General features: G+C 70.0%; 22 protein-coding genes and 2 pseudogenes. 10 read left to right on the forward strand and 14 right to left on the reverse strand.

Features of this window, described 5'->3' with window-relative positions; all coding sequences use genetic code 11:
- Nucleotides 1–773 precede the first annotated feature (773 nt).
- Complete coding sequence (locus AC5P1B_RS29905; protein ID WP_493891087.1) at nt 774–1,376, forward strand: pyrroline-5-carboxylate reductase; 603 nt, start codon at nt 774–776, stop codon at nt 1,374–1,376.
- Nucleotides 1,377–2,032: 656 nt separating this feature from the next.
- On the opposite strand, the gene AC5P1B_RS29910 is transcribed toward AC5P1B_RS29905, so the two are convergent.
- The 4 genes from AC5P1B_RS29910 to dhaM all read right to left on the reverse strand — a co-directional run bounded on the left by AC5P1B_RS29910 (nt 2,033) and on the right by dhaM (nt 4,654).
- Complete coding sequence (locus AC5P1B_RS29910; RefSeq protein ID WP_493891088.1) at nt 2,033–3,253, reverse strand: hypothetical protein; 1,221 nt, start codon at nt 3,251–3,253, stop codon at nt 2,033–2,035.
- A gap of 261 nt (nt 3,254–3,514) precedes the next feature.
- Nucleotides 3,515–3,964, reverse strand: coding sequence for an ATP-binding protein (locus AC5P1B_RS29915; RefSeq protein ID WP_493891089.1), 450 nt, complete (start codon nt 3,962–3,964; stop codon nt 3,515–3,517).
- Between the two features lie 32 nt (nt 3,965–3,996).
- Nucleotides 3,997–4,278, reverse strand: coding sequence for an HPr family phosphocarrier protein (locus tag AC5P1B_RS29920; RefSeq protein WP_493891091.1), 282 nt, complete (start codon nt 4,276–4,278; stop codon nt 3,997–3,999).
- Nucleotides 4,262–4,654, reverse strand: a complete 393-nt coding sequence (gene dhaM / locus AC5P1B_RS29925) for a dihydroxyacetone kinase phosphoryl donor subunit DhaM (RefSeq protein WP_493891092.1) — start codon at nt 4,652–4,654, stop codon at nt 4,262–4,264. The genes AC5P1B_RS29920 and dhaM overlap by 17 nt, the downstream gene beginning before the upstream one ends.
- 68 nt (nt 4,655–4,722) lie before the next feature.
- Between dhaM and AC5P1B_RS29930 the strand changes: the two genes are divergently transcribed.
- The 5 genes from AC5P1B_RS29930 (at nt 4,723) to AC5P1B_RS29950 (ending at nt 9,763) form a co-directional block, all read left to right on the forward strand.
- A complete protein-coding gene (locus tag AC5P1B_RS29930) occupies nt 4,723–5,487 on the forward strand; it encodes an IclR family transcriptional regulator (RefSeq protein ID WP_493891094.1) in 765 nt (254 codons plus the stop codon).
- A 321-nt stretch (nt 5,488–5,808) separates the two neighbouring features.
- The gene (locus tag AC5P1B_RS29935; RefSeq protein ID WP_493891095.1) at nt 5,809–6,114 is read left to right on the forward strand and encodes a hypothetical protein; all 306 of its coding nucleotides are present in this window, start codon (nt 5,809–5,811) and stop codon (nt 6,112–6,114) included.
- A gap of 125 nt (nt 6,115–6,239) precedes the next feature.
- Nucleotides 6,240–6,866 (forward strand): dihydroxyacetone kinase subunit DhaL, encoded by a 627-nt coding sequence (gene dhaL, locus AC5P1B_RS29940; RefSeq protein WP_493891096.1) that lies wholly within the window; start codon nt 6,240–6,242, stop codon nt 6,864–6,866.
- Between the two features lie 120 nt (nt 6,867–6,986).
- Nucleotides 6,987–7,961, forward strand: coding sequence for an aldo/keto reductase (locus AC5P1B_RS29945; protein WP_493891097.1), 975 nt, complete (start codon nt 6,987–6,989; stop codon nt 7,959–7,961).
- 92 nt (nt 7,962–8,053) lie between these two features.
- Complete coding sequence (locus AC5P1B_RS29950; RefSeq protein ID WP_493891099.1) at nt 8,054–9,763, forward strand: dihydroxyacetone kinase family protein; 1,710 nt, start codon at nt 8,054–8,056, stop codon at nt 9,761–9,763.
- 219 nt (nt 9,764–9,982) lie between these two features.
- Here the strand turns inward: AC5P1B_RS29950 and gap are convergent, their stop codons facing one another.
- The 5 genes from gap to AC5P1B_RS29975 form a co-directional block, all read right to left on the reverse strand.
- On the reverse strand, nt 9,983–10,981 hold the full coding sequence (gene gap / locus AC5P1B_RS29955) for a type I glyceraldehyde-3-phosphate dehydrogenase (RefSeq protein ID WP_493891100.1): 999 nt from the start codon (nt 10,979–10,981) through the stop codon (nt 9,983–9,985).
- Nucleotides 10,982–11,088: 107 nt separating this feature from the next.
- The gene (locus AC5P1B_RS29960) at nt 11,089–12,045 is read right to left on the reverse strand and encodes a GlxA family transcriptional regulator (protein WP_493891102.1); all 957 of its coding nucleotides are present in this window, start codon (nt 12,043–12,045) and stop codon (nt 11,089–11,091) included.
- Nucleotides 12,046–13,574: 1,529 nt separating this feature from the next.
- Nucleotides 13,575–14,408 carry a PIG-L family deacetylase gene (locus AC5P1B_RS29965; protein ID WP_493891103.1) on the reverse strand — a complete coding sequence of 278 codons (834 nt, stop codon included), beginning with the start codon at nt 14,406–14,408 and terminating at the stop codon, nt 13,575–13,577.
- Nucleotides 14,409–14,922: 514 nt separating this feature from the next.
- Entirely contained in the window at nt 14,923–15,243 is a 321-nt protein-coding gene (locus tag AC5P1B_RS29970; RefSeq protein WP_493891104.1) for a hypothetical protein, read from the reverse strand.
- A gap of 64 nt (nt 15,244–15,307) precedes the next feature.
- A complete protein-coding gene (locus AC5P1B_RS29975) occupies nt 15,308–15,511 on the reverse strand; it encodes a hypothetical protein (RefSeq protein WP_493891105.1) in 204 nt (67 codons plus the stop codon).
- A gap of 154 nt (nt 15,512–15,665) precedes the next feature.
- On the opposite strand from AC5P1B_RS29975, the pseudogene AC5P1B_RS29980 reads away from it, so the two are divergent.
- The 3 genes and pseudogenes from AC5P1B_RS29980 to AC5P1B_RS29990 all read left to right on the forward strand — a co-directional run.
- Nucleotides 15,666–16,245: pseudogene (locus tag AC5P1B_RS29980) on the forward strand (response regulator); the annotation flags it as partial.
- Between the two features lie 456 nt (nt 16,246–16,701).
- Nucleotides 16,702–17,814 (forward strand): ABC transporter substrate-binding protein, encoded by a 1,113-nt coding sequence (locus AC5P1B_RS29985; RefSeq protein WP_493891106.1) that lies wholly within the window; start codon nt 16,702–16,704, stop codon nt 17,812–17,814.
- Between the two features lie 202 nt (nt 17,815–18,016).
- On the forward strand, nt 18,017–18,769 hold the full coding sequence (locus AC5P1B_RS29990; protein ID WP_493891107.1) for a type 1 glutamine amidotransferase: 753 nt from the start codon (nt 18,017–18,019) through the stop codon (nt 18,767–18,769).
- Nucleotides 18,770–18,876: 107 nt separating this feature from the next.
- Here the strand turns inward: AC5P1B_RS29990 and AC5P1B_RS29995 are convergent, their stop codons facing one another.
- The 4 genes and pseudogenes from AC5P1B_RS29995 to AC5P1B_RS30010 form a co-directional block, all read right to left on the reverse strand.
- Nucleotides 18,877–20,112: a multidrug effflux MFS transporter gene (locus AC5P1B_RS29995; RefSeq protein ID WP_493891108.1), complete on the reverse strand. Its 1,236-nt coding sequence runs from the start codon at nt 20,110–20,112 to the stop codon at nt 18,877–18,879.
- Nucleotides 20,109–20,357, reverse strand: a complete 249-nt coding sequence (locus AC5P1B_RS30000; RefSeq protein WP_493891109.1) for a hypothetical protein — start codon at nt 20,355–20,357, stop codon at nt 20,109–20,111. Before AC5P1B_RS30000 ends, AC5P1B_RS29995 begins: the two co-directional genes overlap by 4 nt.
- Nucleotides 20,358–20,488: 131 nt before the next feature.
- Nucleotides 20,489–21,502: a helix-turn-helix transcriptional regulator gene (locus tag AC5P1B_RS30005; RefSeq protein WP_493891111.1), complete on the reverse strand. Its 1,014-nt coding sequence runs from the start codon at nt 21,500–21,502 to the stop codon at nt 20,489–20,491.
- Between the two features lie 98 nt (nt 21,503–21,600).
- Nucleotides 21,601–21,711, reverse strand: a pseudogene (locus AC5P1B_RS30010) (transposase family protein); the annotation flags it as partial.
- A 237-nt stretch (nt 21,712–21,948) separates the two neighbouring features.
- On the opposite strand from AC5P1B_RS30010, the gene AC5P1B_RS30015 reads away from it, so the two are divergent.
- Entirely contained in the window at nt 21,949–22,416 is a 468-nt protein-coding gene (locus AC5P1B_RS30015; protein WP_493891112.1) for a hypothetical protein, read from the forward strand.
- Between the two features lie 61 nt (nt 22,417–22,477).
- On the opposite strand, the gene AC5P1B_RS30020 is transcribed toward AC5P1B_RS30015, so the two are convergent.
- A complete protein-coding gene (locus AC5P1B_RS30020; RefSeq protein ID WP_493891113.1) occupies nt 22,478–23,575 on the reverse strand; it encodes a Rieske 2Fe-2S domain-containing protein in 1,098 nt (365 codons plus the stop codon).
- Nucleotides 23,576–23,675: the final 100 nt, after the last annotated feature.

Genomic DNA, 23,675 nt, shown 5'->3' on the forward strand with positions numbered 1-23,675 from the left:
CCCCCGGGAGGCTCCGCCCCCCATGCCGCGCTGTCTTCCCCACGGGAGGTCCCCACCTCCCGCGCCGCGCTGTTCTTCCCACGGGAGGTCCCCACCTCCCGGGCATGACGTCCCGGCTATTCAGCGCTACTTGAACGACCCACCCTGGCGGCAGCGGACTCGCATGCGCGGCCAGACTCTTGAGGTGCGGGGAACCCATCGAACCCTCGGGTGCTCCCCGCACCCAAGGCCCCCTCTCGGGCTCCAAGAACTGATCACCCCGGCGCCTGGCGCCGGGGATGCGACTGCTGGCTTTCCGTCGTGCCGGACCTATAGATCGATATCGGTCGCCGCGTGTCCGAACGGCTGAAGCACGGTCAATCTAGACCATGAGGGCCGTTATGAAGAGGGGATGTGTGGAATTTGTGCGCAAGCTTTGAGCCTCGTTCACCGACCGGTGACCGCCTACGGGTGCCTCGACGTAGAAGACGTGCCTTGTGACCTGTGATGACGGGAGTCCTCTGCGCTGCCGGCTCCGGCTACCCCGACGTCCTGGAACTGGCAACTTGGCTGTGTTCAGGCGCTACTGACGCTATGTCGGTGAGGGCATCGTCGTGACGGGAGCGCGTCGACGTGAGCGCCAGACTCGGGCGCTGCCGTGGAGGGGGCGCCCGCGGGCCACCGCGCTGCTCCAGCGGCCTCGCCCGGTCCGGGCGCGGCTTCTACGCGGTAGTGATCGCGAGCCGCTGTGGGCCTTCTGTGGCGCCCAGTTCGGCAACAGCTTCCCGCTGTTCGTGCATGACGGCGTGCCGCTGTGGGGCCCCGAGGTGGGCGGGGCGATCGACCCGGACAACGAGGCGCACGACCTGTCATGGCGGTGTTCGCAGGGGCATCCGCCGCCACGGTCACTGATGTCCGGCGTCGCCAACGACGACCTGCGCCAGATACTCGCCACCGAAGCCGCGTTGGTACGTGCCATCCCGCTGCCCTCCGTGCGCGAACGCCGCTGCGTCACGGTGACCTTTCCTTCCCACCCGGTGGCGGACGCGCTCTTCGAGCGGCTGGGCGGGGCGCAGCCTGTCGCGGACGAGGCGGCCTTCAACGTCTTTTCCGCGCTGACAGGGACGCTGACCACCCACTACTGGTATCTCGCCACGCTCACGTCGTGGGCTGTCGGCCAGGGCATCGCCTCCGACGACGCCGACCGCTACATCCGCGGACTCTTCCAGGGCGTCAGCCGCGCCCTGAGCGACGAGACCCGCTCCCTGCACCAACTCGCCGCCGACCACGAGACCCCGAACGGAAACAACGAACGCATCCGCACCATGTGGTTCGACTCTGCCAACTCTGAAGCCCTCAACAAGGCCCTCGATGACCTCCTCGCCGATCTGAAGTAGGCCCGGGTCAAGGGCCCGCACCCGAAGCCGCCGTAAGTTGACCGCGAAGCCACGGGTGGGCCCATCCCGGGAATCAGGGCAACCCACCCTCGGGTTCAGGCTGAGTAACGGTCAGTCTCCGCGAAATCGCGCGGGTTGACGGCCTCGGGCTCGGCCAGAACCCGCAGCGAGTGTCGCTCACCCGACTGGGCCGTGGACGCTGCACCGGACCCGCACCGGCGACCGTCTCGGATCTCCGCCGTGTGCGGGTACTTGCCCGAATCGCCGTCGGCGCTGACCCCGGACCGCCACAGCCAGCCTGGAGGTCGGGGAGAACCTCGGTGAGGGTGTGGGCGCGGTCGGCCAGCAAGGTGCGGTAAGCGGTGCAGTCGAGGCTAGCATCGATCATGTAGGCGGCGGCTTCGGTCGGGGTTAACAGGCCGACGAGCGGCATGGCGCCGTGACGTGCTGGAGGGTGAGGTCCGCTGGCGGGCGCCGCATCGGCCCAGGTACGGCGCGCACGCGTTGCCGATCTTCCGTACGTGGTCCGGCTGGCGCGCGAGCAGGCCGCGTACGAGGAGGCGCCGCCGCCTCGCCGTGCGACCTGGCCGGCGCGGGCGAAGGACAAGCGGCGCTACACCCTGCCGGTCGGCTGAACCGGCGGCCTTCTCGGCGGCTCAGCGCAGGGTGCGGACGAACACGTCGCCGATCAGGTTCGTGTCATCGGGGACCAGACCGGGGTGGTAGGAGTCGAAGACGGCCGTCGACTCGTCCGCGCTCAGAGCCGCCCGTCCCACGGTGACGGGCTTGCCGTCCTGCCCCGGTGACAGCAGTTGCTCGTCACCGGTGTTCAGGTCGCGCAGGACCAGCCCCAGCGTCCTGCGGTTCGCGTCGGCCGTGTTGAGGAGCAGCTTCGAGCCGTTCCCCGACAGATCCGACACCAGGGTGACATCAGTGGGGGAGCGGCCGTCGTATCGCTGGAGCGTGCCGGTGCGCAGGTCGCGTACGAAGGCGTTCCAGGACGTGGTGGTGTCCCCGTTGGGGTCGGTGCCCGGGACCAGGTTCGTGGCCACCGAGTTGAAGCCGACCTTGGAGCCGTCGGCGCTCAGCACCGGGGAGAGCGCCGACCGGTCGGCCGGCGCGCCGTTGTGGGTGACATCGGCGTGCACGGTCTGCCCGGTCACGCGGTCGTACACCAGAATGTCGGCCTTGTCGTCGTCGGACGGCCCCGAGTAGCCGACCCGATAGGCCACCTTCCGGCCGTCGGCGCTCATCGAGATGTCCTGGCAATCGCGGTTCGTGGGCGGGCCGGCCCGCCACAGCCGCTGCGTCCGGCGGTCCAGGAGCATGACCCGGCAGTGGGACACCCCGTTCTCGTCGGCGGCGGTCTCGGCCACGAAGGCGACGTACCGTCCGTCCGCGCTGAGCGGGGCGGCGCCGTAGTCCGCGCGGTAGCCGTCCTCCAGCGCGGGCGCCACGGGTTCGACGCGCCCGGTGCGCAGGTCCATCACGTGCACGGAGTACTTCTGGGTCGTGGCCGAGTACGAGGTGAACGTCAGGTGGCGCCCCGCATCGGACACCCGGGGCGACATCGTCAACTCACCCGGCAGCACCACGCGCTTGAGGGGCGCGCCGGGAGCCGTTCGGTAGAAGACGTTGTTGGGCATGTCCGTGCCGGGCATCAGGTTGGTCGCCGACGACATGAAGGCGACGACCCGTCCGTCCCCGCTGACCGTCGGGTCCACCGAGTGGTGGTTGCCGCCGGTGCCGTCGGGAGCCACGCTGATCCGTTCGGTGCGCGGAACCCGGTCGTCGCTCGCCGCCTCCGCGGGCCAGGTCAGACAGGTGAGGGCGACTGCCCAGACCGCGGTCACAAAGATGCGTAAGGAAGGTCTCATCAGGTGGTTCCCCCTTCGGCCGCGGGACGGGTCGCAACCGCCCCTCGTGCCCCATGTCCCCGGCCCTGTGCCGAGGACTCACGCGATGAAAGCGCGGAGCCTGCAGGAGGTCAATGCATCCGCGTGCGCATCCGCCTCCGCCGCTGTGCTTCGCGGGCTGGGGTCAGCCGACGTAGCCGGCGGGCGTGCGGTCCTGCCACGGCACGGCCTGCTCCAGCTGCGCGGCCACCCGGAGGAGCAGGTCCTCACGGCCCCTCGCTGTCACGGTGTGACGGCCAGGTCAGCCCATCGCGTGACGCGGGCGGCACGGTAGGAGACACCGTGCTGGACAGCGAGTGCCGCGATGATGCCCTTTCCGCGGCCGCATTCGGCCAGAACGGCCTCCTGGGCGACAAGGGCGGGCTCCGGGGCGACGGGGACAGGCTGGGCAGTAGAAGCTGGACCGCCGTCGGAAACCTCCACGCGGAGAGTGCCCTCCTGGGCATCTGGCATCGACAGCCTGAGCACTGCCGGGGGCAGGGCGTACGAGATGGCGTTGGTGGTCAGTTCGGATATCACCAGCAGTGCGTCGTCTCTGGTTTCCGCTGGTACGGCCCAGTGCCCCAGCACGGTGCGTGCGCGTCGGCGCATGGCGGCGACGGCCTCGGGAAGGTACGGCAGCGGGCACGTGTACTGGGTGTGGCCGGCGGGCAGTGGGTGCAGCTCGCGCATCAGCGGCTCCTGACGTTCTGACGCTCAGGTGGTCACTCGGCGTTGGCCAGGATGTCGGTGAGCGTCGAGACGGCGTCATGGGCATCGGCTCCGACGGCGCGCACGGTCACGGTGCTTCCGGTGGTGGCTCCGAGCCCCATGACGCCGAGCACGCCGGTGGGGTTGATCGTCCTGCCGTCGTAGTCCAGCTCGATGGTGCTGGAGAATCCGCTCGCGGCGCGGGCGAGTCGGCCCGCGGGGCGGGCGTGGAGGTTGGCCGGCAGCACCACCTGTGCTTCGTGGCGGGTGGTCGCGGTGTCAGAGCTTAGGGACATGGCGGGCCTCTTCAGCTGAGTTGGTGACGGTCTGGAGGTCGGCGCCGGACGCGGCGGTGACGACGGCTGCGACGGCTCCTTCGACGAAGGGGGCGTCGACGATGACGATGTCGGGTCGGGGGTGGTCGTCGAGGACGGTGCGGGCGGTCAGGACGGAGCTTCCGAGGTCGGGAAGGACCAGGACGCCGCCGCCCCGGTCGACGTCCTTGATGGCGGTGAGAACGAGGTCGTAGCTGGTGCCGATCCTGCCGTCAGCGGTGCCGCCCGCGGCGGCGACCCGAACGGCGTTGGAGCCGATCTGCCGCACCAGCAGGCGCAGGCCTGCGGCGAGCTCGGCGCTGTGGGACACGAGTACGATGCCGACGTGTGCACTCATGAACAGTCACGTTAAATCTCGGAATGCTGTTCAGCAATACTGAATCGGAGATTTCTATGGTCCAGTCTGTGCATCGAGCAGTGCGGATCTTGCGGGAACTCGCCTCCGGCGGGCCCCGGCTGGGTGTGACGGAACTGGCCGACCGGCTGGGCGTGGCCAAGCCGACGGTGCACGCACTGCTGCGCACGCTGGAGATCGAAGGACTGGTCTCACAGGACCGGGACAGCTCGAAGTACCAGCTGGGCCCGAACCTGGTGCGCCTGGGCAACGCCTATCTGGATACCCAGGAACTGCGGACGCGGTCGTTGACCTGGGCGGACGCTCTGGCCAACCGGACGAAGGAAGCCGTGTGGGTGGGCGTCCTCACGGGTGATCACGTGCTGATCGTCCACCATGCCTTCCGCCCCGAGGGCGCCGTGCAGATCCTTGAGGTGGGTGCGAGCATCCCGTGGAACACCTGCGCCCTGGGCAAGGCCATCGTCGCGTCGCTGCCGGCCGATGTGCGCGACCGCCTGCTCGCCGGGGATCTCGCGGTGCTCACCAGCACCAGCATGACCGGCCGGGAGGAACTGAACCGGCACCTGCAGGACGTCTTCCAGGCGGGCTACGCCGTCGAGGACCAGGAGTCGGCCATCGGGGACGCTGGCATCGCCTCGCCGGTCTTCGACCGCTCCGGCGAGGTGGTCGGCGCCATCGGCATCGTCGGCCCGGTCGAGCGCATGCTGGGCGAACCGGTGCGCCAGGAACTCGCCGTGGCGGTCCGCGAGACCGCCCGCAATCTCTCCCGCGACCTGGGCGCCCCGCGCCGGGGCGCGTTCGCCGCGGGTGCCTGAGCGGGCTGAGGCATGGCGTGGCAGGCCCGCCGCACCGCGGCGCACGGCTGACCGGCGCACCGACCTCTTGACAGGCGTGAAACGCGGGCTTAACTTCCGGAACATCGTTCACCAATGGTGAACAACACCGGGGAGGGGGGATCGTCCGGTTCCCACATGGCCGCCGGGTTCTGCCCGAACAGGAAGACCGGCGGCTCCTCCCCTTCACAGCCCGCATCACGCGGAGGAGGTGAAGCGTCCGTGCCGGCGTCGGCACCGGGCGCCGTCAGATGGAAGAGAGCGCGCGCCCACAAAGGCTTCTCGCCGGGACCGGGGACTGCCGTGCTGGTGTTCCCAGGCGTCGGGTCCGTCCTCGCGGCCGCGATCACCGGCGGCGATGCCCCGTTCGCCATGGCGCAGCCGTGCATGGTCTCTCTCGCCTTCGCCACCGCGGTCATCGCGATGGTCTGCGAGCCGGCAGGCGTACGCGCCGCGAAGAACGTGACCACCGCCCGCAGCCTGGTGGCCCACTACGCGACCAGAGCGGACATGCCGGGTGTCTCCACCACGGTGTGCGGGGCGGATGCCGACATGCTGTCCCTGCGGGACGCGCCCGTGCACACCCCCGCCCCGCGCTGGGGCGCCTGAACCGGGTCGGGGGCGGGGCTGTGTATGAGGCGCGGCCCGGGCGACGCAGCCGTGTCAACAGCGCTCCGCCCCCGACCCTTCCCACCACCGACCCCGTATGCACGATCATCGAATGGAGACCCCCCATGGATATCGACCTCGCCCGTGCGTGGGTGCAGGCCATCGCCGTTGCCGTGGGCCAGCGCAAGGATCACCTCACCCAGCTCGACTCGGCGATCGGTGACGCCGACCACGGCACCAACCTGGACCGCGGGTTCACCGCCGCTGCCGCTGCCGTATCGGACCTCACCCCCGACACGGTCGGAGCCGTCCTCACCAAGACCGGCACCACCCTCATCTCCACCATCGGGGGTGCCTCCGGACCGCTGTACGGGGGCGCGTTCCGCGCACTGGGCAAGGGCCTGGACACGCCTCTCGCCGAACCGCTCGCGTTCGCCGAGGCACTCGCCGCCGGCCTGGCAAGCGTCCAGAAGCTGGGGACGGCCGTCCCCGGCGACAAGACGATGATCGACGCGTACGCGCCCGCTGTGGCCGCCTTCGAGGAGCAGGCTCGTCAAGGAGCCGGCTTCGCCGCCGCGGCAGCGGCTGCCGCCGACGCCGCCGAAGAGGGCATGCGCGCCACCACTCCCTTGCAGGCACGCAAGGGCCGTGCCTCCTACCTCGGGGCGCGCAGCGTCGGCCACCAGGACCCGGGGGCCACCTCGACCGCCCTGATCTTCCGTTCCCTCGCCGACACGGCGGCGAACGCGTGAGCGACCGCCACCCCTGCGCAGGGCACCGAACAGCTCCCGGTATCGGCCCGGGATGCCCCTGCCTTGTCCGGCGCCTCCCGCAGCCCACAGCCACCTGAACCGCCAAGGAGGTTTTCTCGTATGAGTCTGACACTCCGGGCGGCCTCGCCCCCGCGTATCGGTCTGGGGCTGGCCGCCGTCGGCCGGCCCGGCTACATCACGCTGGGCCGGCACACGGACCTGCCCGCCGTGCGCTCGGCCGAAGCCCTCAAGGAACGGGCCTTCGCCCTGATGGACGCGGCCTATGCCCAAGGGGTGCGCTACTTCGACGCCGCCCGCTCCTACGGACTGGCCGAGACCTATCTCGCCCAGTGGCTTCAGGCCCGTCCCGATGTCAAGAACATCGTGGTGGGCAGCAAGTGGGGCTACACCTACACCGCCGACTGGCGCACACAGGCAGATGTCCACGAGGTCAAGGACCACAGCGTGGACGCCTATGACCGCCAAGTCGCCGAGACCCGCGCCCTGCTCGGAGGCCGCCTCAGCCTCTACCAGATTCACTCCGTCACCCCGGACAGCCCCGCACTGAGCGACACCGCCCTGCATGAGCGGCTGGCACAACTGAGGGCAGAGGGAGTGACCGTCGGACTGTCCACCAGTGGTCCGCGCCAGGCAGAGGTCATCCGCGCGGCGCTGACGGTCACGGTGAGCGGACAGCCGGTGTTCGGCAGCGTCCAGACCACCTACAACCTGCTGGAGCGCTCCGCGGGCGGCGCCCTCGCCGAAGCTCACGACGCCGGCTGCGCGGTGATCGTCAAGGAGGCCATGGCCAACGGCCGCCTGGCCGAGCCTCACATCGTCACACCCGAGATGAGCGCCCTGCGCGAGATCGCCGAGCGGACAGGCGCCTCGTGCGACGCCGTCGCCCTCGCGGCCGTCACCGCGCAGCCTTGGGCCGACGTCGTGCTCTCCGGAGCCGCCACGGTCGATCAGCTCACCAGCAACCTCGCAGCAGCACGCGTCCAGCTGAGTCCCACCCAGCTGGAGCGGCTCACCGAACTGACCCAGTCCGCGGACGCCTACTGGGCGCACCGATCACAGCTGGCCTGGGCGTGAGCCGCACAGCCAGCCCGTTCACCCGGCCTCAACGCCGAACCGCCTGAAGGTCACTGACCATCCACCCTCGTTTCCTGACGGAGCCTTTCCCCATGACGTACTTCCTCCCGCGAACCGACACGGTTCTTAGCGCCGCACGCGGTCTCGCCCTGGCCCACCCCGGCCTGATCGAAGTGAACAGCAGCCCTCTGTACCTGCGGGCCCGCACGAGCAACCCCCACCGCACGGTCGCGCTGGTCTCGGGAGGAGGCTCCGGCCACGAACCGCTGCACACCGGCCTCCTCGGCGCCGGCGGCCTCGACGCCGTCTGCCCCGGCGAGGTCTTCGCCTCCCCGCACAACCGGCAGATCTACGAGGCCAGCGTGGCCGCCGCGAAGAGCAACGGCGTCCTGCTCATCATCAAGAACTACACCGGCGATGTGATCAACTTCCAGATCGCGGCGGAACGCCTTCGTCACGACGGCATTCCCGTGGCCACTGTCCTTGTCGATGACGATCTGGCCACCGACAAGGCGGACTCGGCGACCGGCCGCCGAGGCACCGCCGCAACCGTTGTCCTGGAGAAGCTGCTCGGAGCCTTCGCCGACCAGGGCGCCAAACTGGACGAACTCGCCACGCTGGGCGCGGAGATCGTCGCGCGTTCCCGCAGCCTCGCGGTCGCGGCCCGGGCCCAGACCTCACCCTCGACCGGGGCACCGGCCTTCGACCTGAGCCCCGGCACGCTCGACTACGGCGTCGGAATCCACGGCGAGCGCGGTACGCGCACCATCGACCACCGCCCCGTCGAGGAACTCGTCCGGCAGATGACCGACGATCTGCTCCAGGCCCTGCCCGCGGGGCAGGACAAGGTACTGGCCGTCGTCAACGGCCTGGGTGCCACGACCAGCCTGGAACTGCACGCCATCGGCTCGATCCTGCACGACCTGCTGACGGCCCGCGGCATCCAGCCCCTGGCCATCGTGCCCGGCACGTTCACCGCGGCCCTGGACATGGCCGGCTTCTCCATCACCCTCACCCACATGAAGGCGGAGTGGGCCGGCCTGTGGACGGCGCCCACCGACACGCCGCTCGTCCTTCCGTCCCTCACCCTGGCCCCGGACACCGCGGCGAGTGTCGTTGCCGAACCCGCCGCCACCCACGCACGCGCGAGTGAGGCTGCGGCCAGCCGAGCCGTTCTCGACCGCTATGCGCTGATCGTCTCCCAGGCCCATGACAACCTCACCGCCCTCGACCAGCTCGTCGGCGACGGCGACTTCGGCGACAACCTGGCCGGCGGCGTGCGCCGGGCGGTCAAGCGCAACGCATCGGGGACCGACGGTGTGGCTGCCCTGGCCGAGGCCTTCCTCAACGACGTCGGCGGCACCAGCGGCCCGCTCTTCGGGCTCCTCTTCCAGGACCTGGCCACCGTGTCCTGGTCCGACGACCAGGCGCCTGACGCACTGGCCGTCGCCGACGCGGCGAAGTCCAGCCTCGCCGCCATCCACCGGGTCGGCGGAGCCGAGGTCGGCGACTGCACCCTCGTGGACGCCCTCGCTCCCGCCATCGACGCCCTGGCCACGGCCGCCCGCGATGGCGCCGACAGCCCCTTCACCACCGCCGCCGAAGCCGCCATCCAGGGCGCCCTGAGCACCGCGTCCCTCACCCCCCGGCGCGGCCGCGCGAGCTACGTCGGCCGGCACGCCATCGGCGTCCCCGACCCCGGCTCCTTCGGCGTGGCACTGCTGTTCGCCGCGCTCGCCGGCGTCTACGAACCGGCCACCGCCACGCGCCTGCCCGACCCCCAGAGCATGACCTCGCGCTGACCCGGACCGGCGCGGGTCACGCCGACCACGCCACAGGGTCGGCATGGCATTCCCCGGCCAAAAGACCCGCGCCCTCAACGGGCCTGCGGGCGCGATCGCGCCCGCAGGCCCGTTCTCCGCGTCCAAGGCCGCGATCCGCCCAGGCCGCGGATATCCAGCACCGCGACGCTCGAACAGCGCCCCTGACCCCGGAGCCCCTGACCGCGCCACGGCGTCCGGTCAGCGGGCGGCGAGGAACTCAAGCGTGTCGATCACGCGGTTCGAGAAGCCCCACTCGTTGTCGTACCACGCGACCACCTTCACGTGCCGGCCGTCAACGCGGGTCAGGGCCGAGTCGAAGATCGACGAGGCCGGATTGCCCACGATGTCGGACGACACGAGCGGGTCGTCCGCGTACTCAAGGACACCGGCGAGCGGCCCCTCCGCCGCCGTGCGGTACGCCGCCAGCAGGTCCTCGCGCGTCACGTCGCGGGCGACGGTCGTGTTGAGTTCGACGATCGAGCCCACCGGCACCGGTACGCGGATCGAGTCCCCCGACAGTTTGCCCTCCAGGTTCGGCAGCACCAGGCCGATCGCCTTGGCGGCGCCCGTTGTGGTCGGCACGATGTTGACCCCGGCGGCCCGGGCGCGACGGGGGTCGCGGTGCGGGCCGTCCTGCAGGTTCTGCTCCTGCGTGTAGGCGTGCACCGTCGTCATGAACCCGTGCTCGATACCGGCGAGTTCGTCGAGGACCGCGGCCAGCGGCGCGAGCGCGTTGGTGGTGCAGGAGGCGTTCGAGACGATCGTGTGCAGGTCCGGGTCGTAGGCGCCGGTGTTGACCCCGAACGCGAGCGTGACGTCGGCACCGTCGGACGGCGCGCTGACGAGCACCTTGCGCGCGCCCGCGTCGAGGTGGGCGCGGGCGGCCTTGGCCGAGGTGAAGCGGCCGGTGGCTTCCAGGACGATGTCGACGCCGAGTGCGGCCCACGGCAGCTGCGCCGGTTCGCGCTCGGCCAGCACCGTGATCCGACGGCCGTCGACGACCAGGGTGTCCCCGTCGACGGTCACCGGACGTCCGAGCCTGCCGGCCGTGCTGTCGTAGGCGAGCAGCCGGGCGAGAGTGGCGGGCTCGGTGAGGTCGTTGACGGCGACGATCTCAAGGGCGCTGTCGCGCTCCAGCAGTGCGCGCAGCACATTGCGTCCGATACGGCCGAATCCGTTGATGGCGATGCGAGTCATGAGTGATGTCCCTTTCCTTCGCCACCAGGCTCGCCCGCGGCCCGCGCCGCTGACAGCGGCGTGATCGCCAGGGTTCAAAAGGATCTCGCCACACGGATGCCGGGCAGCTACTCGCCCTGGGTGACGGTGCGCCGGTACTCGCTCGGTGTGGTGCCGAGGATGCGCTGGAAGTGCAGGCGCAGGTTCGCGCCGGTGCCGAGCCCGACGTCGGCGGCGATCTGTTCGACGCCGCGCTGCGAGCGCTCCAGCAGTTCGCGGGCCAGGTCGATGCGGGCACGCATCACCCACTGCATCGGCGTGGAGCCGGTCTCCTCGACGAAGCGCCGCGAGAACGTGCGCGGGGAGACCCCCGCCTGCCGCGCCAGCATGTCGAGGGTCAGGGGCTCGCCGAGCCGGTGCAGCGCCCACTCACGGGTGGCGCCGAAGCGCTCGCCGAGCGGCTCGGGCACGCTGCGCGGCACGTACTGGGCCTGACCGCCGCTGCGGTAGGGGGCCGCGACCAGGCGGCGGGCCGCGTGGCTGGACGCGGCCACCCCGAGGTCGCCGCGCAGGATGTGCAGGCACAGGTCGATGCCGGAGGCGGCGCCGGCCGAGGTGAGCACGCTGCCCTCGTCGACGAACAGGACGTTCTCGTCGACCTGGATGAGCGGATGCCTGGCCACGAGTGCCCGCGTGTAGTGCCAGTGCGTCGTGGCGCGCCTGCCGTCGAGCAGGCCCGTGGCGGCGAGCGCGAAGGCGCCCGTAGAGATGGCGGCGAGCCGCGCGCCCCGAGTGTGGGCGGCGACCAGCGCATCGATGACGGGCTGCGGCGGGTCGTCGCGATCCGGGTGCCGGTAGCCGGGGACGAAGACGATGTCGGCCCACGCGAGCGCGTCGAGGCCGTGGGCGACGGCGTACGACAGGCCATCGCCGCCTGTCACGAGACCGGGCGCTGCCCCGCACACCCGCACCTCGTACGGCATGCTCGCGCGGGTGGTGAACACCTGCGCTGGAATGCCGACATCGAGTGGCTTCGCACCTTCGAGCACGAGGACGGCAACGCGATGCGGGCGGGAGGCTGGCACGGGATAGAGGTTACGTGGGACGTGACGGTGATACGCCCACCGCGTGGACCGGGCAGAGGACACCGGCCGGGCTGTCTCCCACGTTGCGGTCCACCCCCGTCCCGCCCTTCGCCCGGCCGGGCCCGGCAAGAAGACCGGTGTCCTCACCTGCTCCCGCTGATCGCCTGGCGGACGCCTGCAGAACGACGGGCGATCGCCGCCGCTCCTTCCGCCGCGTGGAACATGGAGCCCGAGTTGAGAAATCCCGGCAAACGCCCACATGAGGAGCAGGTCCCATCTTGGTACTTCGCGCTGAGCGTCTGTGCGGGGTATCGCTGGGCGCTCGACGGCTGCCGGTCCCAGGCCGAAGCGCGCGTTGGGCGCGGCTGCGAGGCATGCAGGGCACCCGGAGGTGTCCGCCCCGGTCCGCTCCTCGCGGCTGACGGATCGCACAGCGCTGGGGGAGTGGGGGGTCCTCGGCTCGCTGTCCGGGGGCCGGTGCGCAGGGAGGTCTGAGCCGGGGCGGAGCGCTGGGCCGGCGATGCCGCAGGCGGCTCTCGCGGAGGGGCAAGGCGCGTTCGTGGCTGAAGGACAGACCTTCGTAGGCGGGGGCCCGGTCCTCGTCGAGCCAGGTGGGCCCGACGACGACCAGCCGCGCACCGTGGGCCAGGGCCGTCGCCGCCAGCGCGTCGAGACTCTCCTCCAGGCGGACCGGGCCGTTGCCAGCCGAGGCCATGTCCTCGGAACAGGTCAGAGTAGGAGAGAGGGTCACAGCGGTCCCGGCTGGGACCCTGCCCTGTCTCCACGTAAGTTATAGAGGGGCCAGCCACGGACAGGCAGACCAGAAACAGCCACTTGCCCGCAAAAACCGCAACAGTCTGGTTTTGTGGGCAAGTGTGGAGTCAAGCACACGAGCCCTGAGGTCTGGCTCGGATTCGCCCAGTGGCCGTCCAGTAGCGGGTCGGTAGAAGGGCGACTGGCGTGTGGCGGCATCATGAAGGGCATGAGCGAGGAGAGCGACCAGGAACGCGAAGTGGTCCGTGACGAGGACCGGGACGCCGGATGGGACGACGACGATGAACGAGGTCGGTGACGCGTGATTCCCGGCTTCCATCGTGTAGGAAAGCGGCGCTACTCGGCTCACGGTGACCGGGGATCACCCGTGTAAGGTCTGGCGGCTGGTGTCGGAGACCACCCTCGTGACCTGCGGCTGCTTCCGCTCCCTCATGGCGTGTCGGCCATCGGAGTCTCAGGCTTCGTGTCGCTTCCTCGACGGTCTGACTTGATCGGAGCAGACTGCCGGGCTTGTGACCTGGGCTGTCGCGCACCTACCGAGTCAGCAGCCCGCAGATTCACCTGTGCGGTTGCCAAGTGGTTCAGGGATGAGCGCGGTGTCGGGTCGGCAGGCGGGCACGCGTCGACGCCGCCGGTGAGGGCCTGGACGCGGGCTGCCGGAGCGGAACCCGCGGTGAGAAGCCTCCGGGTGCGTGACGCCCTCGATCGCGCTGTGCGGCCGATGGGCTTTCCCGGGCCCCGGTCGGACGGGCGGATCAGCGCAGTCCGGCGAAGAGATCGTTCTCGGATACGGCCGCGCCGGTGGCGTCCTTGACACGTACGAAGGTCTCCACGCCCATCAACTCGCCGAACCTCTCCTTGCCCATCTTGAGGAAGAAGATATTCTCGCCCTGACTGGCGTGCGCGGCCAGCGCATCGAACTTCTGACCGCTGAACGCGGTGGTGTCCACCCACGTGGTGATCTCATTGTCGGGGAGGCCGATCTCGGCCATCGCGGCGGCCTCGGCAGGGTCCGGCTCCGGCATGTCCTCATGGAACTCGCGCATGATCTCCCCGAACCGTTGCATCATCGAGCGGGGCATCGTCGTCCAGTACACCTTCGGTGTCAGCGCGGTCATCTCCAGCGCCGCCATCGTGATGCGGTGGGCCTGGATGTGGTCGGGGTGGCCGTAGAAGCCGTTCTCGTCGTAGGTGACGACCACATCGGGTCGGTAGTGCCGCATGAGTTCCGCAAGTCGGGCGGCGCCTTCCTCCACGGGGGTCTGCCAGAAGGAACCGGGGGCGTCGTTGCTCGGCCAGCCAGTCATCCCGGAGTCGGCATAGTCCAGCATCTCCAGATCGCTGACCTTGAGGATGTCACAGCTCGCCTCTAGCTCTTGACGGCGCATCAAGACAACGGCCGCCGGATCGTGGCCGGGATCACCCGGCTTGACACCCCCCGGTCCGTCACCACAACCGCCATCGGTACACGTCACGAGAACCGTACGGATGCCTTCCGCCGCGTACCGCGCGAGGGCCCCTCCGGTTCCGGTGGCCTCGTCGTCGGGGTGGGCGTGCACTGCCATGAGCGTCAAGGGCCGGTCAGTCATGAATACAGTCCTCCTGCAGAAGTACGTCTCGGTCCGAGTGCGCGGCAGGCGTACCGCGACCCCGGGGCCCGGGCCCTGGCGGGCGGACGACCCTGTGGTCTCCGTATCCCCCACCCGTGCGGCTTCGGCGCCTCGGTCGATGCAACAGCGCCGACAGGACCGGTTGTTCCCGGCGCGGCGGCTTGGCCTTCCAGGCGTCGGCGTCTCAACGCGAACGAGGTACAGGCGCGACCGGCGCGTCTCAGCGCCACGTCAGATCCGACGTCCATCCGGCACCAGCCGTGAGTTTCCGACACGAAATTCGAGTCCCTACAACCCGGCCCAGGGGGTTCAGTTGGTCCGCGAGTTCCGCGGGTGCCCGCCGACGTGGCCCACATAGATGCGCCCGTTCCCGGCAGTGTTGTCATACAGGTGCAGGCGGGGCGCCGGGGGCTTGCCCGAACCGATCCTGATGTGCTCGGTTATGAGGACGCGTCCGGCGGGGTGTACGTCCTGCGGGACGGGGAGCACGCGTTCATCGCGCAGCCTCGGCGTGTGCAGCACCAACTGCGATTCGTTGGCCGAGTACCGACTCCTGGGGAAGCGGGATGGGGGCGTCTGTCCAGAATCGGTAGGCGGTCAGGTGCGGCAGCGCTTCGGCGCCGCGGTCGGCCTTCGAGTGGGCGTACGCGTCGAGCGCGCGCAGTGCCTCCCAGATCCGCTGCCGCCAAGTGGCCTCGGCGGTGTGGCCGCGCAGCGGCTGACACGTGGCCAGGACGTCGCCCAGGACCACCCGGGGCAGCTCCGCAGCGGCCCCGTTCGACGAGTTCTTCCCACGAGGCCGGGACGGCTTCATGGGCGTCAGGGGCGGCGACTGGCCGGTCGGTGGCCGCGAGCTGGGAGCGCAGCCAGGCAATCTCTCAGGCCTGTTCGTCCAGCAGTTCCTCGGCGGCCTCCACTTCGCACTCCGCCAGGTCCCGCTGCTCCGCGTCGTTGAGAACCTGGCCGAGGTCGCTACTCCCGATGACCTGCAGCAGGCCCTCGTTGACGGCCTGCGCGTCCTGCAGGGCCTTGCGTGCGGCCTCCACCGTCCTGAGTGCTTCCGCCTCCCGGGCCTGGGCCATCCGCGTGTCCTGCTGTGCCGCACGAAGGAGATCGCGGGTCGTCGCCAGCTCGCCACACAGTGCGTCCTGTGCCTGGAGCGCGGCGGTCAGCTGGGCCTCGGTGGCGTGGCGGTCCTCGGAGTGATTCTCCGTGGCCGCCCTTTGTCTGGTCGCGCTGGAGGTGGTGGCCGAGGCCGCCGACGGGCGCGAGGGCCTGGCCCTCGCCAGAGAACACCTGCCCGACATTGCGCTCATCGACATCCAGATGCCGGTCATCGACGGCATCAAGGCGACCCGGCTCATCGCCGCAGACCCGAGCCTGGCCGGGGTACACGTCGTCATCCTGACCAACTGCGGCCTGGACGAATACGTCTTCGACGCCCTGCGCGCCGGCGCCGCCGGATTCCTCGTCAAAGACATCGTGCCTGAGGACTTCCTCCACTCCGTGCGCGTCGCCGCACACGGCGACGCGCTGCTCGCCCCGTCGATCACCCGCAAGCTGATCAACCGGTACGTCACCCAGCCCTCCACCCTGGCGCCGCCACGGAGCTGGAAGAGCTGACCAGCCGCGAACGCGAGGCCGTCGCCCTGTCGCGCAGGGCTTCTCCAACGATCAGGCCGACCAGATGGTGATCAGCCCACTGACCGCGAAGACCCACATCAACCGGGCCATGGCCAAGCTCCACGCCCGCGACCGTGCCCAACTGGTGGTCCTTGCCTACGAATCCGGCCTGGTCACCCCACGCAACCGGTGACACCGACGGCCTCAGCCACCGTCCGACTCCGCTGGCGCTGGGTCGGCCTCCCCGGCGTGTCTGCACTGATGCGGTGGCGTTGCGACTGGGGTCGATCCTGCGGGTTTGCCTGCGACTGAGACAGTCACGGCCCTTGCCGGGGAGTCCGAGGGGGCCATGTCCGGGCACGGCGGATACCCCGCCTCGGGGCTCAAGGGAACGCGTGGCCGACGCTGAGATTGAACACGGTTCCCGGGGCCGATACCACGGAAGGGCTCTTCCGTGCAGGAAGTCAAGCCTGGCAGCGCGGCGAACAAATAATCGGTTGCCTGTCGGCGTGGTGGTGGATGCAATGTCCGGCGTGATCACCCGGGTGCGCTCGCCACGGCGAGATGGGACGAACGCGTACTACCGGGCCTTGCCACTCTGCGATCCGGCCACACGGCAACCGAATCGCCACTCGGGAGACGCCAACGCATGCATACGCCACCATCGCCACCTGGAGCGGAGCCGACTGACGGCTCATCCGTCCAGATCGGCGCTCTCGTTCCGCTGACTCGGCCTGGCTGGGTCGAGGCAGGCCAGCACTTGCTCGCTGGACTCGAACTGGCCGTTGGCGAAGTCAATGACGCCGGCGGGATCGTCGGAAGACCACTCAAGCTGGTGGTCCGGGACACCGCGGCTGATCCACAGAGGGCCGCGGCGGCCGTCGACGAACTGGCTCGCCTGGGCGTGGCTGCCTTGGCGGGGGAGTATCACAGCGTCGTCGCTCGCGCCGCTGCCGCCAGGGCCGACGCCCTCGGCCTGCCGTTCCTCTGCTCGTCGGCGGTTATCGACGCGCTCACCGAACAGCCGACGGAATGGGTCGCGCGCCTCTGCCCGGCACAGTCCCACGGCTGGCGGATCTACGCGGACTTCCTCCTCGGCGCGGGTCACCGTCGCATCGCCGTAGCAGCCCAGCCGAGCGTCTACTGGGCATCTGGGACCCGCATTCTGCGGGACTACCTCGCTCCGCGCGGCGGCACCGTCATCGAACTGGACGTAGCCGCGCTCGCCCCCACGGCCGTGTGCGACGCACTCGTCGACCATCGCGCGACAGCCCTCCTTCTTCTGGTCGGCCACCCGGAGCCGGCAGTGCCGATCGTCACGGCTGTCCGCGGCGACCAGCGCCTCGCCGCACTCATGATCGGTGCTCCGGCCGGGCAACCGGAGTTCGCCGAATGGGCGGCGTTGCTGGGCGACGACGGCTCAGCGGTCCCGTTCTTGCGCTACCTGCCCGAGCGACTCAGCCCACTCGGTGCCCGAGTCGAGACGGCCCTCCGCGAGCGGCTGGGCGAAGCGCCCTCCTTCGTCGCCTTCGAGGGCTACGACACGGTCGCCGTCCTCGCCGATGTGCTGCGTTCTCACGGCGCGGACCGGGCGCGCGTTGCCGCATCCTGGCCACGCGTCGCCGTCGAAGGCACGCGCGGGTTGATCCAGTTCTCCCGCACACCAGGCATCAGCGTTTGGCAATGGGCCTGGACGTCAGTCCAAGTCGTTGATCGAGATCCGGCGGAACCCGATCGCTTTCGGGTCCTTCACGCCGGCTGAGACTGGAGGGCGTTGGCGAAGCGCCCCCGAACACCTGGTCAGTCATGGGGTGGGTACGAGTGGAAGGGGCCGGGAAGGCCGCATTGCGACTCACCGCTTACTAGGCCTTGTCGGGTGGGTCAGCCCCGGCTGAAGCGGGCCTGACCCGCCGCGTTACGGTTGACGAGCCTGCCTGATTCCTCGCCTCTGGAAGAGCCACTCCATGCCCGCGCGTACCGTCCTGGTCCTTCAGCACATCGATGTCGAGAAGCCCGGCATGATCCTGGACGCGCTGGATGGCAGTGGCTTGGACATCGTCACCCGGAACCTGCTCGAAGCTCCCGGCGCCGCGGCGCACGATCTGCCGCCAGTGTCCGACCTGGCGGGCCTGGTCGTCATGGGCGGCCCCATGAATGCCGACGACCTGACCGGCTATCCCGGGCTGAAGCTTGAGCGGGACCTGCTGGCCGATGCGCTGCGGGCGCAGGTCCCGACGCTGGGCGTGTGCCTGGGCGCTCAGCTCCTCGCCCGCGCTCACGGCCTTGGCGTGCGGCCCGGCACGGAGCTCGGTCAACCGGTTGAGATCGGCTGGTCCCCGCTGCGCGACGTGGACCGTACCGACCCCGTCGTCGGTCCCTTGGCCGACGCTCCTGGCGTGCTCCACTGGCACGGAGACCGCATCGTTCCAGGTGACGACACCCGGGTCCTGGCCCGCACAGGTACCACCGAGTGTCAGGCATTCCGTGCGGGACCGGCGGCCTGGGGGCTTCAGTTCCATCTGGAGGTCACCCCGGCCCTGCTGGACGACTGGCTCGCCGAGCCGTCCTTCACCGCCGAGGCCGTGGAGGCCCTCGGCCCCGACGCGACGGCCAAGCTGCAGGCCGACGCCCGCGCCGTTGCTCCGGCCCTGCGTCCCTTGGCCGAGCGGAGCCTGGCCCATCTCCGCGCGCTCATCCTCGAACGCGCCTCCTGCTGACGTCTTCCGGCGGGGGGACATGAGCAGCGGGTCGTGAGCGGTGCCACAGCCGGATCGCTGTGAGGGTGACCGTGCCGTCCCCGGTCCGCTGCGTAGAGCCTGCGAACTCAGTGCTGGCCGACTGGCTCGCCATGGCCCTGCCACGGTCGGGCGAGTGTGATCAGCGCTACCGCAGAGAGGAGAACAAAGCCCAGTACCACGACGGCCGTCGACATGGCGGTGGTATCACCCAGAACGCCGGGTAGCGGTGCGGCCGCGGCGCCGAGCGCGAACTGGGCGCCGCCGAGCACGCCGGAAGCGGCTCCGGGGGCGTCACTACCGACCGCGAGGATGATGGCGGTCGACGCGGGCAGCACTATTCCGAACCCGAACGTCACGCCGAACAGGCAGGCCCATGTGGCTGGGAACGTGCTGATGCCGACTGCGAGCAGGGTCACCAGGATGATCATGCAGGCTACGGTGATGGCCACGCCGATGACGAGCAGGGAGTTGAGACGTACGCGCTCGACCAGCCGTCCGAAGGTCGCACCGGCCACGACGGTGCCGACGGCGTTCGTGGCGAAGACGAGGCTGTAACCGGTGGGTGACAAGTCGTAGACGCTTTGGAAGACGAAGGGCGAGCCGGTGATGTAGGCGAACAGGGCGCCTAGTCCGCAACCCATGACGAGCAGATAGCCGACCAGTTCGCGACGCCGAAGCAATCCGCCCATCGCGGCGAGTACTGCCCGCACACCTCCGGTCCGGCGCCGCTCGACGGGCAGCGATTCGGGAACCCACGCCCAGACCGCGGTCAGCAACAACAGCCCGGCCACGGCCAGCGCCACGAACACCAGACGCCATGAGCCGACGCCGAGAATGAGGCCTCCGACGACCGGCGCCAGAACCGGCGCGGTCATCCCGATCACACTCAGCGTGGAGAGTTGGCGGGCCGCGTGGGCGCCGGTGAACCGGTCGCCGATGACCGCCCGTCCGATGACAAGCCCCGCGCTGCCGGCGATCCCTTGCAGCAGTCGGGCGATGTGGAACACGCCGATGGACGGGGCGAGCGCGCAGACCAGGGACAACACAGTGAACATGCCCGAACCAGCCATAAGCAAGCGTCGTCGCCCCAGCGCGTCACTGACCGGGCCGAGTACGATCTGACCGACGGCGAGCCCGACGAGGCAGGCCGTCAGGGACAGTTGGACGGCCGTTCCCGAGGTTCCCAACGAGGTGACGATCTCAGGGAAGCCAGGCGCGTACATGTCGGTGGCGAACGGCGATATCGCCGAGAGTCCACCAAGGACGATGGTGAGTCGCCCCGTTCCGGTCCGAAGGGCCGCGGAATCGATACTGACGTTCATCGGTCTCCATCCGAGGATGTCTGCTGTGAGAGATACCGGTCGAGACGCGGCTGCTCCTCGGCGACGCAGGCGTCGGTGCGGTCGGTGATGCCGCTGGTGCGGACGTCGGTCGCGGACGCCGGTGAAGAAGGAGCTGAGATCCCGATCCGACCGGTGAGGCCGAAGTCGATCATCGTCTCGACCCGGTCCTGCCTGATCACGACGACCCGGGTCGGCGCGGCGTGGAACCTCTGGGTGACGGGCACGCCGGTGTCGTCGAGCGACGACGTGGCGGCCGGTGCGACCGCTACGTGTCACATCGTCGGCGCCGGGGCCGCGCTGCGGTGTGGAGCGATGGACCCGAGGATGTGGAGCGCGGTGCTTTCCCCGGCGGGCGTCAGGAGTGCGCCCGCCTGAACTGGGCGGGAGCAGTTCCCCGGTCGCGCCGGAAGGCATAGCCGAAATTGCTGGGCGAGGCGTAGCCGACCTCGTGCCCGATCCGGGCCACCGGCCAGTCGGTCTCGACGAGCAGAGCTGCGGCCCGGTCGAGGCAGCGACGTCGGTGGTACTCCATCACCGGTGTCCCGTACAGCGCGCGGAACCCGGTGGTGAGGCGCCTGACCGACATTGATGACGCGCGGGCCAGATCGGCCAGCGTCGGCGGCGCGTGGCGTTGCTGCCAGAGCAGCTCGGGGACGCGGCGCAACGCGGCCACCTCGTGATCGTCCAGGGCAAGGTCCCGGGCGTCTGCGGGCGGCGGCGTGACCGTGAGCCCGTCGATCAGTGCGGCCAGCGCCGCCACGAGCCGCGATTCCATGAACAGCGGGCGCCCCGGGGACGAGCGCCGGTGCACGAAGATCTCCTCCAGCGGACCGGCCACCGGGTGCAATGCGGCGGACCGGCCCAGATACCGCTCGCGCGCGACGTTCTCCGGCCCGGTGGCAGGTAGGGCGTCCGCACCGAGACCCCCGAGGTAGGATTCCAGCCCGGTCCAGGTCCCGGTGATCGACACCGCTCGGTACCGCTCGCCGTCGCCGTGTGCGACGACACCGTCGGTGGCGCACCGGGGGCTCAGCGCCACCGATCCGGCGTGCAGGTCACCGGCGCCGACGCCGGCCTCGCTGATGTGCATGCGCCCGTCGACGCAGTGCTCCAGCTCGAAGTGGTCGCCCGGAAAGGTGTACCCGACCTGGTGCCCTCCGGCGAAAGCGACGTCGTAGCGGACGATGTGGAACCCGCTCCGCAACGACGTCACCTCGATCGTGCCGTCACCGACCTCCGGACGAAGCCGGTGCCGGACGGTGCCGTCGCTGCTCTCGTCGGCCTGAGCGATCGACGCGTAGTACGCGGCGTACGTCGCGTCCGACGCGGTGGAACCGGCCGCGCCGGCGAGCTGGTGAACCCGGGTCACAAGTTCGTAGGTTAGCTTCCCTCAACGCTTTGGTCTTCTTCTTACGAGTTGGTGCGTGATAGCGGGTGAGGCGTGCTTGCCCGCTTGAGGACTGCCGTTCAGGCTTGGGTGGTGCGGTCGGAGACGAGGCCGGCGATGGCCCGGTAGGTGTCGGGCAGGCGGTCGCGGCGGTGGGTCCGGCGGGTCAGTTGCTTCCAGCGTTTGTGATCGCGCGGCGCTGCGAGAGTCGGGTGTGGGACGCGCTCGGCGCTGATCTGGTGGGGCAGCTCACCGGCGGACACGGCGCGGACTGCGTTCACGCCGCGATGATGCCACTGACGGAGAAGAGGCCACCTCACACCAACAACCCGCACCAGCACCATCGGGTCCGCCGCCCCCCCCCACGTCCAGAAACAGCGGGTGCTCCCGCCCCCGCCGTGCCCCGGGTGACAAGACGAAAGTGCGGTATGACGTCCGCGTACGACTGGGAAAGCGGCGAGGGCCTGTCGCACATCGACGACCCCGCCGCGGTGGACGCCGCGTTCGGGCGCGGCGAGCGGCACCTCGGTACGGCGATGATCGGGCTGGCCTGCATGTGCCCGCTGGCCGAGGCGTCGCCTCGGATCATCAGGGCGATACGGCTGCCGGACGCCACTCAGCGCCAGTTCGCCTTCACCGCGGTCGGCACCGCAGCACGGCTCAACCGCGAGCTGACGCCAGAGCTGTACGCGGCGCTGCGCGCCGAGGGCCCCGGCGGCTTCGCCGAGAACGCCATCGACGACACCCTGGCGTTCGTGCCGTTTCGGAAACTTCCGCTGTGGTTCAAGTGGCGATGGCTGCTGGCCACGGTGTGGAACACCGCGCACGGCTGGTGGCTGCGGACCGCGGACGCGGCCGGTGACGCCTGGCGGACACTGCGCGGACGCCGCTCCTGAGCCCAGCGCTCCGGGTGGCGGACCAGGAAGTCGGTGGTCCTGGCCAGGCTGTGCGTATGGATCAGAGGGTGAGCTCTGTTTCCCCGGTCGTGTGCGGAGTGGCCCGGTGCGGATACCGGCCGCTCACGGGCGCTTGCTCCGACACGCTGTAGAACTGCCCCGCCCAGCGCCGGAACGGCATGATCGGCCCGTCACCCTTCGCGAGCCGCGGACGCTCCAGATAGGTGCTGTGCGCCCAGATGGCGGCGTCCCTCTTGGTGTCGGCGGCAGCCGCCCGTGCGAACAGCTTGGGAGCCAGGGCGGCCACCGTTCTCGCGGCTCTCCCGCGGCCCGGCCCCGTAGGACGCAGGGCGACCGACACCCGCAGATCGCTGCGGCCGATGTCCACGGGCGTCACACAGATCCGGGCGCGCAGGTCGAAGCCGAACTTCATGTCGTCAGCTTCTACCCTGATGGTGCTGAGCCCTTCCATGGTGAAGCGCACCGTCGGCAGTGTGGAGTACCGCTTTCCCGATCGCTCGCCGGCCGGGCCGAGCCGGTACGCGACCGACAACTGGTGTCCTTCAAGCAGTGGTTCTCCCATGACCTGGAGGGCGAGCCCGTGCAGCGGGCCGAAGTGCCCGACGTCCACGAAGTTCTCCATGACGTCCTGGGGGTGGGCCAGCAGCGCACGCGGGGTGCAGTGGGGCTTGGGGAAGCCCGGGTTCAGTAGCCCCCTGACCTCCCACTGGGGGGCCTTCCCTTCGGCGTGGTTCCACACGAAGACGAGGTCGTCGACTTCGCGGAACTCCAGTGTGGTCAGGCGGGCTTTGGGCGCGGGCGTGCCGTATCCGGTCTTGACGCACGCCCCGTCCGGGCCGAACTGGAAGTTGTGGAAGGGGCAGACGATGTTGTCCCCACTTACCGTCCCACCGTGGCCCAGGTGCGCCCCAAGGTGCGGGCAGAACGGCCGGACAGCGCTCAGTCTTCCGCTGGTTGTGCGGTAGAGGACGACGTCCTGGCCCATCAGCCGGCGATTCAGCACCTTTCCCGGCTTGACCTCGTCGCTCGTGGCCAGCGCGAACCAGCCATCAGGGTAGGGCAGTCGGGGTTCTTGCCGCTCCGGCGACGGCGGGGCCGTGCGCATCGGGTCGGACTCGCGTCGATTCCACACGCTCATGGTGGTACGCCCTTCGTTGCTCAGGGATTTCGCTCGGTCTGCCGCGTCATGGCCGCCCGCGCCGGGGGCTGGTATCTCCGACCAAGTGCTGGCTGGGGGC

The organism is Streptomyces sp. A01, from assembly GCF_059026195.1.

What these genes read in the sequence shown, in the direction of transcription:
- AC5P1B_RS30020 (WP_493891113.1), bottom strand. Translation starts at nt 23,575, where the DNA reads ATGAGCGTGTGGAATCGACGCGAGTCCGACCCGATGCGCACGGCCCCG.
- AC5P1B_RS29985 (WP_493891106.1), top strand. Translation starts at nt 16,702, where the DNA reads ATGCATACGCCACCATCGCCACCTGGAGCGGAGCCGACTGACGGCTCA.
- dhaL (WP_493891096.1), top strand. Translation starts at nt 6,240, where the DNA reads ATGGATATCGACCTCGCCCGTGCGTGGGTGCAGGCCATCGCCGTTGCC.
- AC5P1B_RS29970 (WP_493891104.1), bottom strand. Translation starts at nt 15,243, where the DNA reads ATGAAGCCGTCCCGGCCTCGTGGGAAGAACTCGTCGAACGGGGCCGCT.
- AC5P1B_RS29915 (WP_493891089.1), bottom strand. Translation starts at nt 3,964, where the DNA reads ATGCGCGAGCTGCACCCACTGCCCGCCGGCCACACCCAGTACACGTGC.
- AC5P1B_RS29920 (WP_493891091.1), bottom strand. Translation starts at nt 4,278, where the DNA reads ATGTCCCTAAGCTCTGACACCGCGACCACCCGCCACGAAGCACAGGTG.
- AC5P1B_RS29910 (WP_493891088.1), bottom strand. Translation starts at nt 3,253, where the DNA reads ATGAGACCTTCCTTACGCATCTTTGTGACCGCGGTCTGGGCAGTCGCC.
- AC5P1B_RS29965 (WP_493891103.1), bottom strand. Translation starts at nt 14,408, where the DNA reads ATGACTGACCGGCCCTTGACGCTCATGGCAGTGCACGCCCACCCCGAC.
- gap (WP_493891100.1), bottom strand. Translation starts at nt 10,981, where the DNA reads ATGACTCGCATCGCCATCAACGGATTCGGCCGTATCGGACGCAATGTG.
- AC5P1B_RS29975 (WP_493891105.1), bottom strand. Translation starts at nt 15,511, where the DNA reads ATGGCCCAGGCCCGGGAGGCGGAAGCACTCAGGACGGTGGAGGCCGCA.
- AC5P1B_RS30015 (WP_493891112.1), top strand. Translation starts at nt 21,949, where the DNA reads ATGACGTCCGCGTACGACTGGGAAAGCGGCGAGGGCCTGTCGCACATC.
- dhaM (WP_493891092.1), bottom strand. Translation starts at nt 4,654, where the DNA reads ATGAGTGCACACGTCGGCATCGTACTCGTGTCCCACAGCGCCGAGCTC.
- AC5P1B_RS29950 (WP_493891099.1), top strand. Translation starts at nt 8,054, where the DNA reads ATGACGTACTTCCTCCCGCGAACCGACACGGTTCTTAGCGCCGCACGC.
- AC5P1B_RS29995 (WP_493891108.1), bottom strand. Translation starts at nt 20,112, where the DNA reads ATGAACGTCAGTATCGATTCCGCGGCCCTTCGGACCGGAACGGGGCGA.
- AC5P1B_RS29945 (WP_493891097.1), top strand. Translation starts at nt 6,987, where the DNA reads ATGAGTCTGACACTCCGGGCGGCCTCGCCCCCGCGTATCGGTCTGGGG.
- AC5P1B_RS29990 (WP_493891107.1), top strand. Translation starts at nt 18,017, where the DNA reads ATGCCCGCGCGTACCGTCCTGGTCCTTCAGCACATCGATGTCGAGAAG.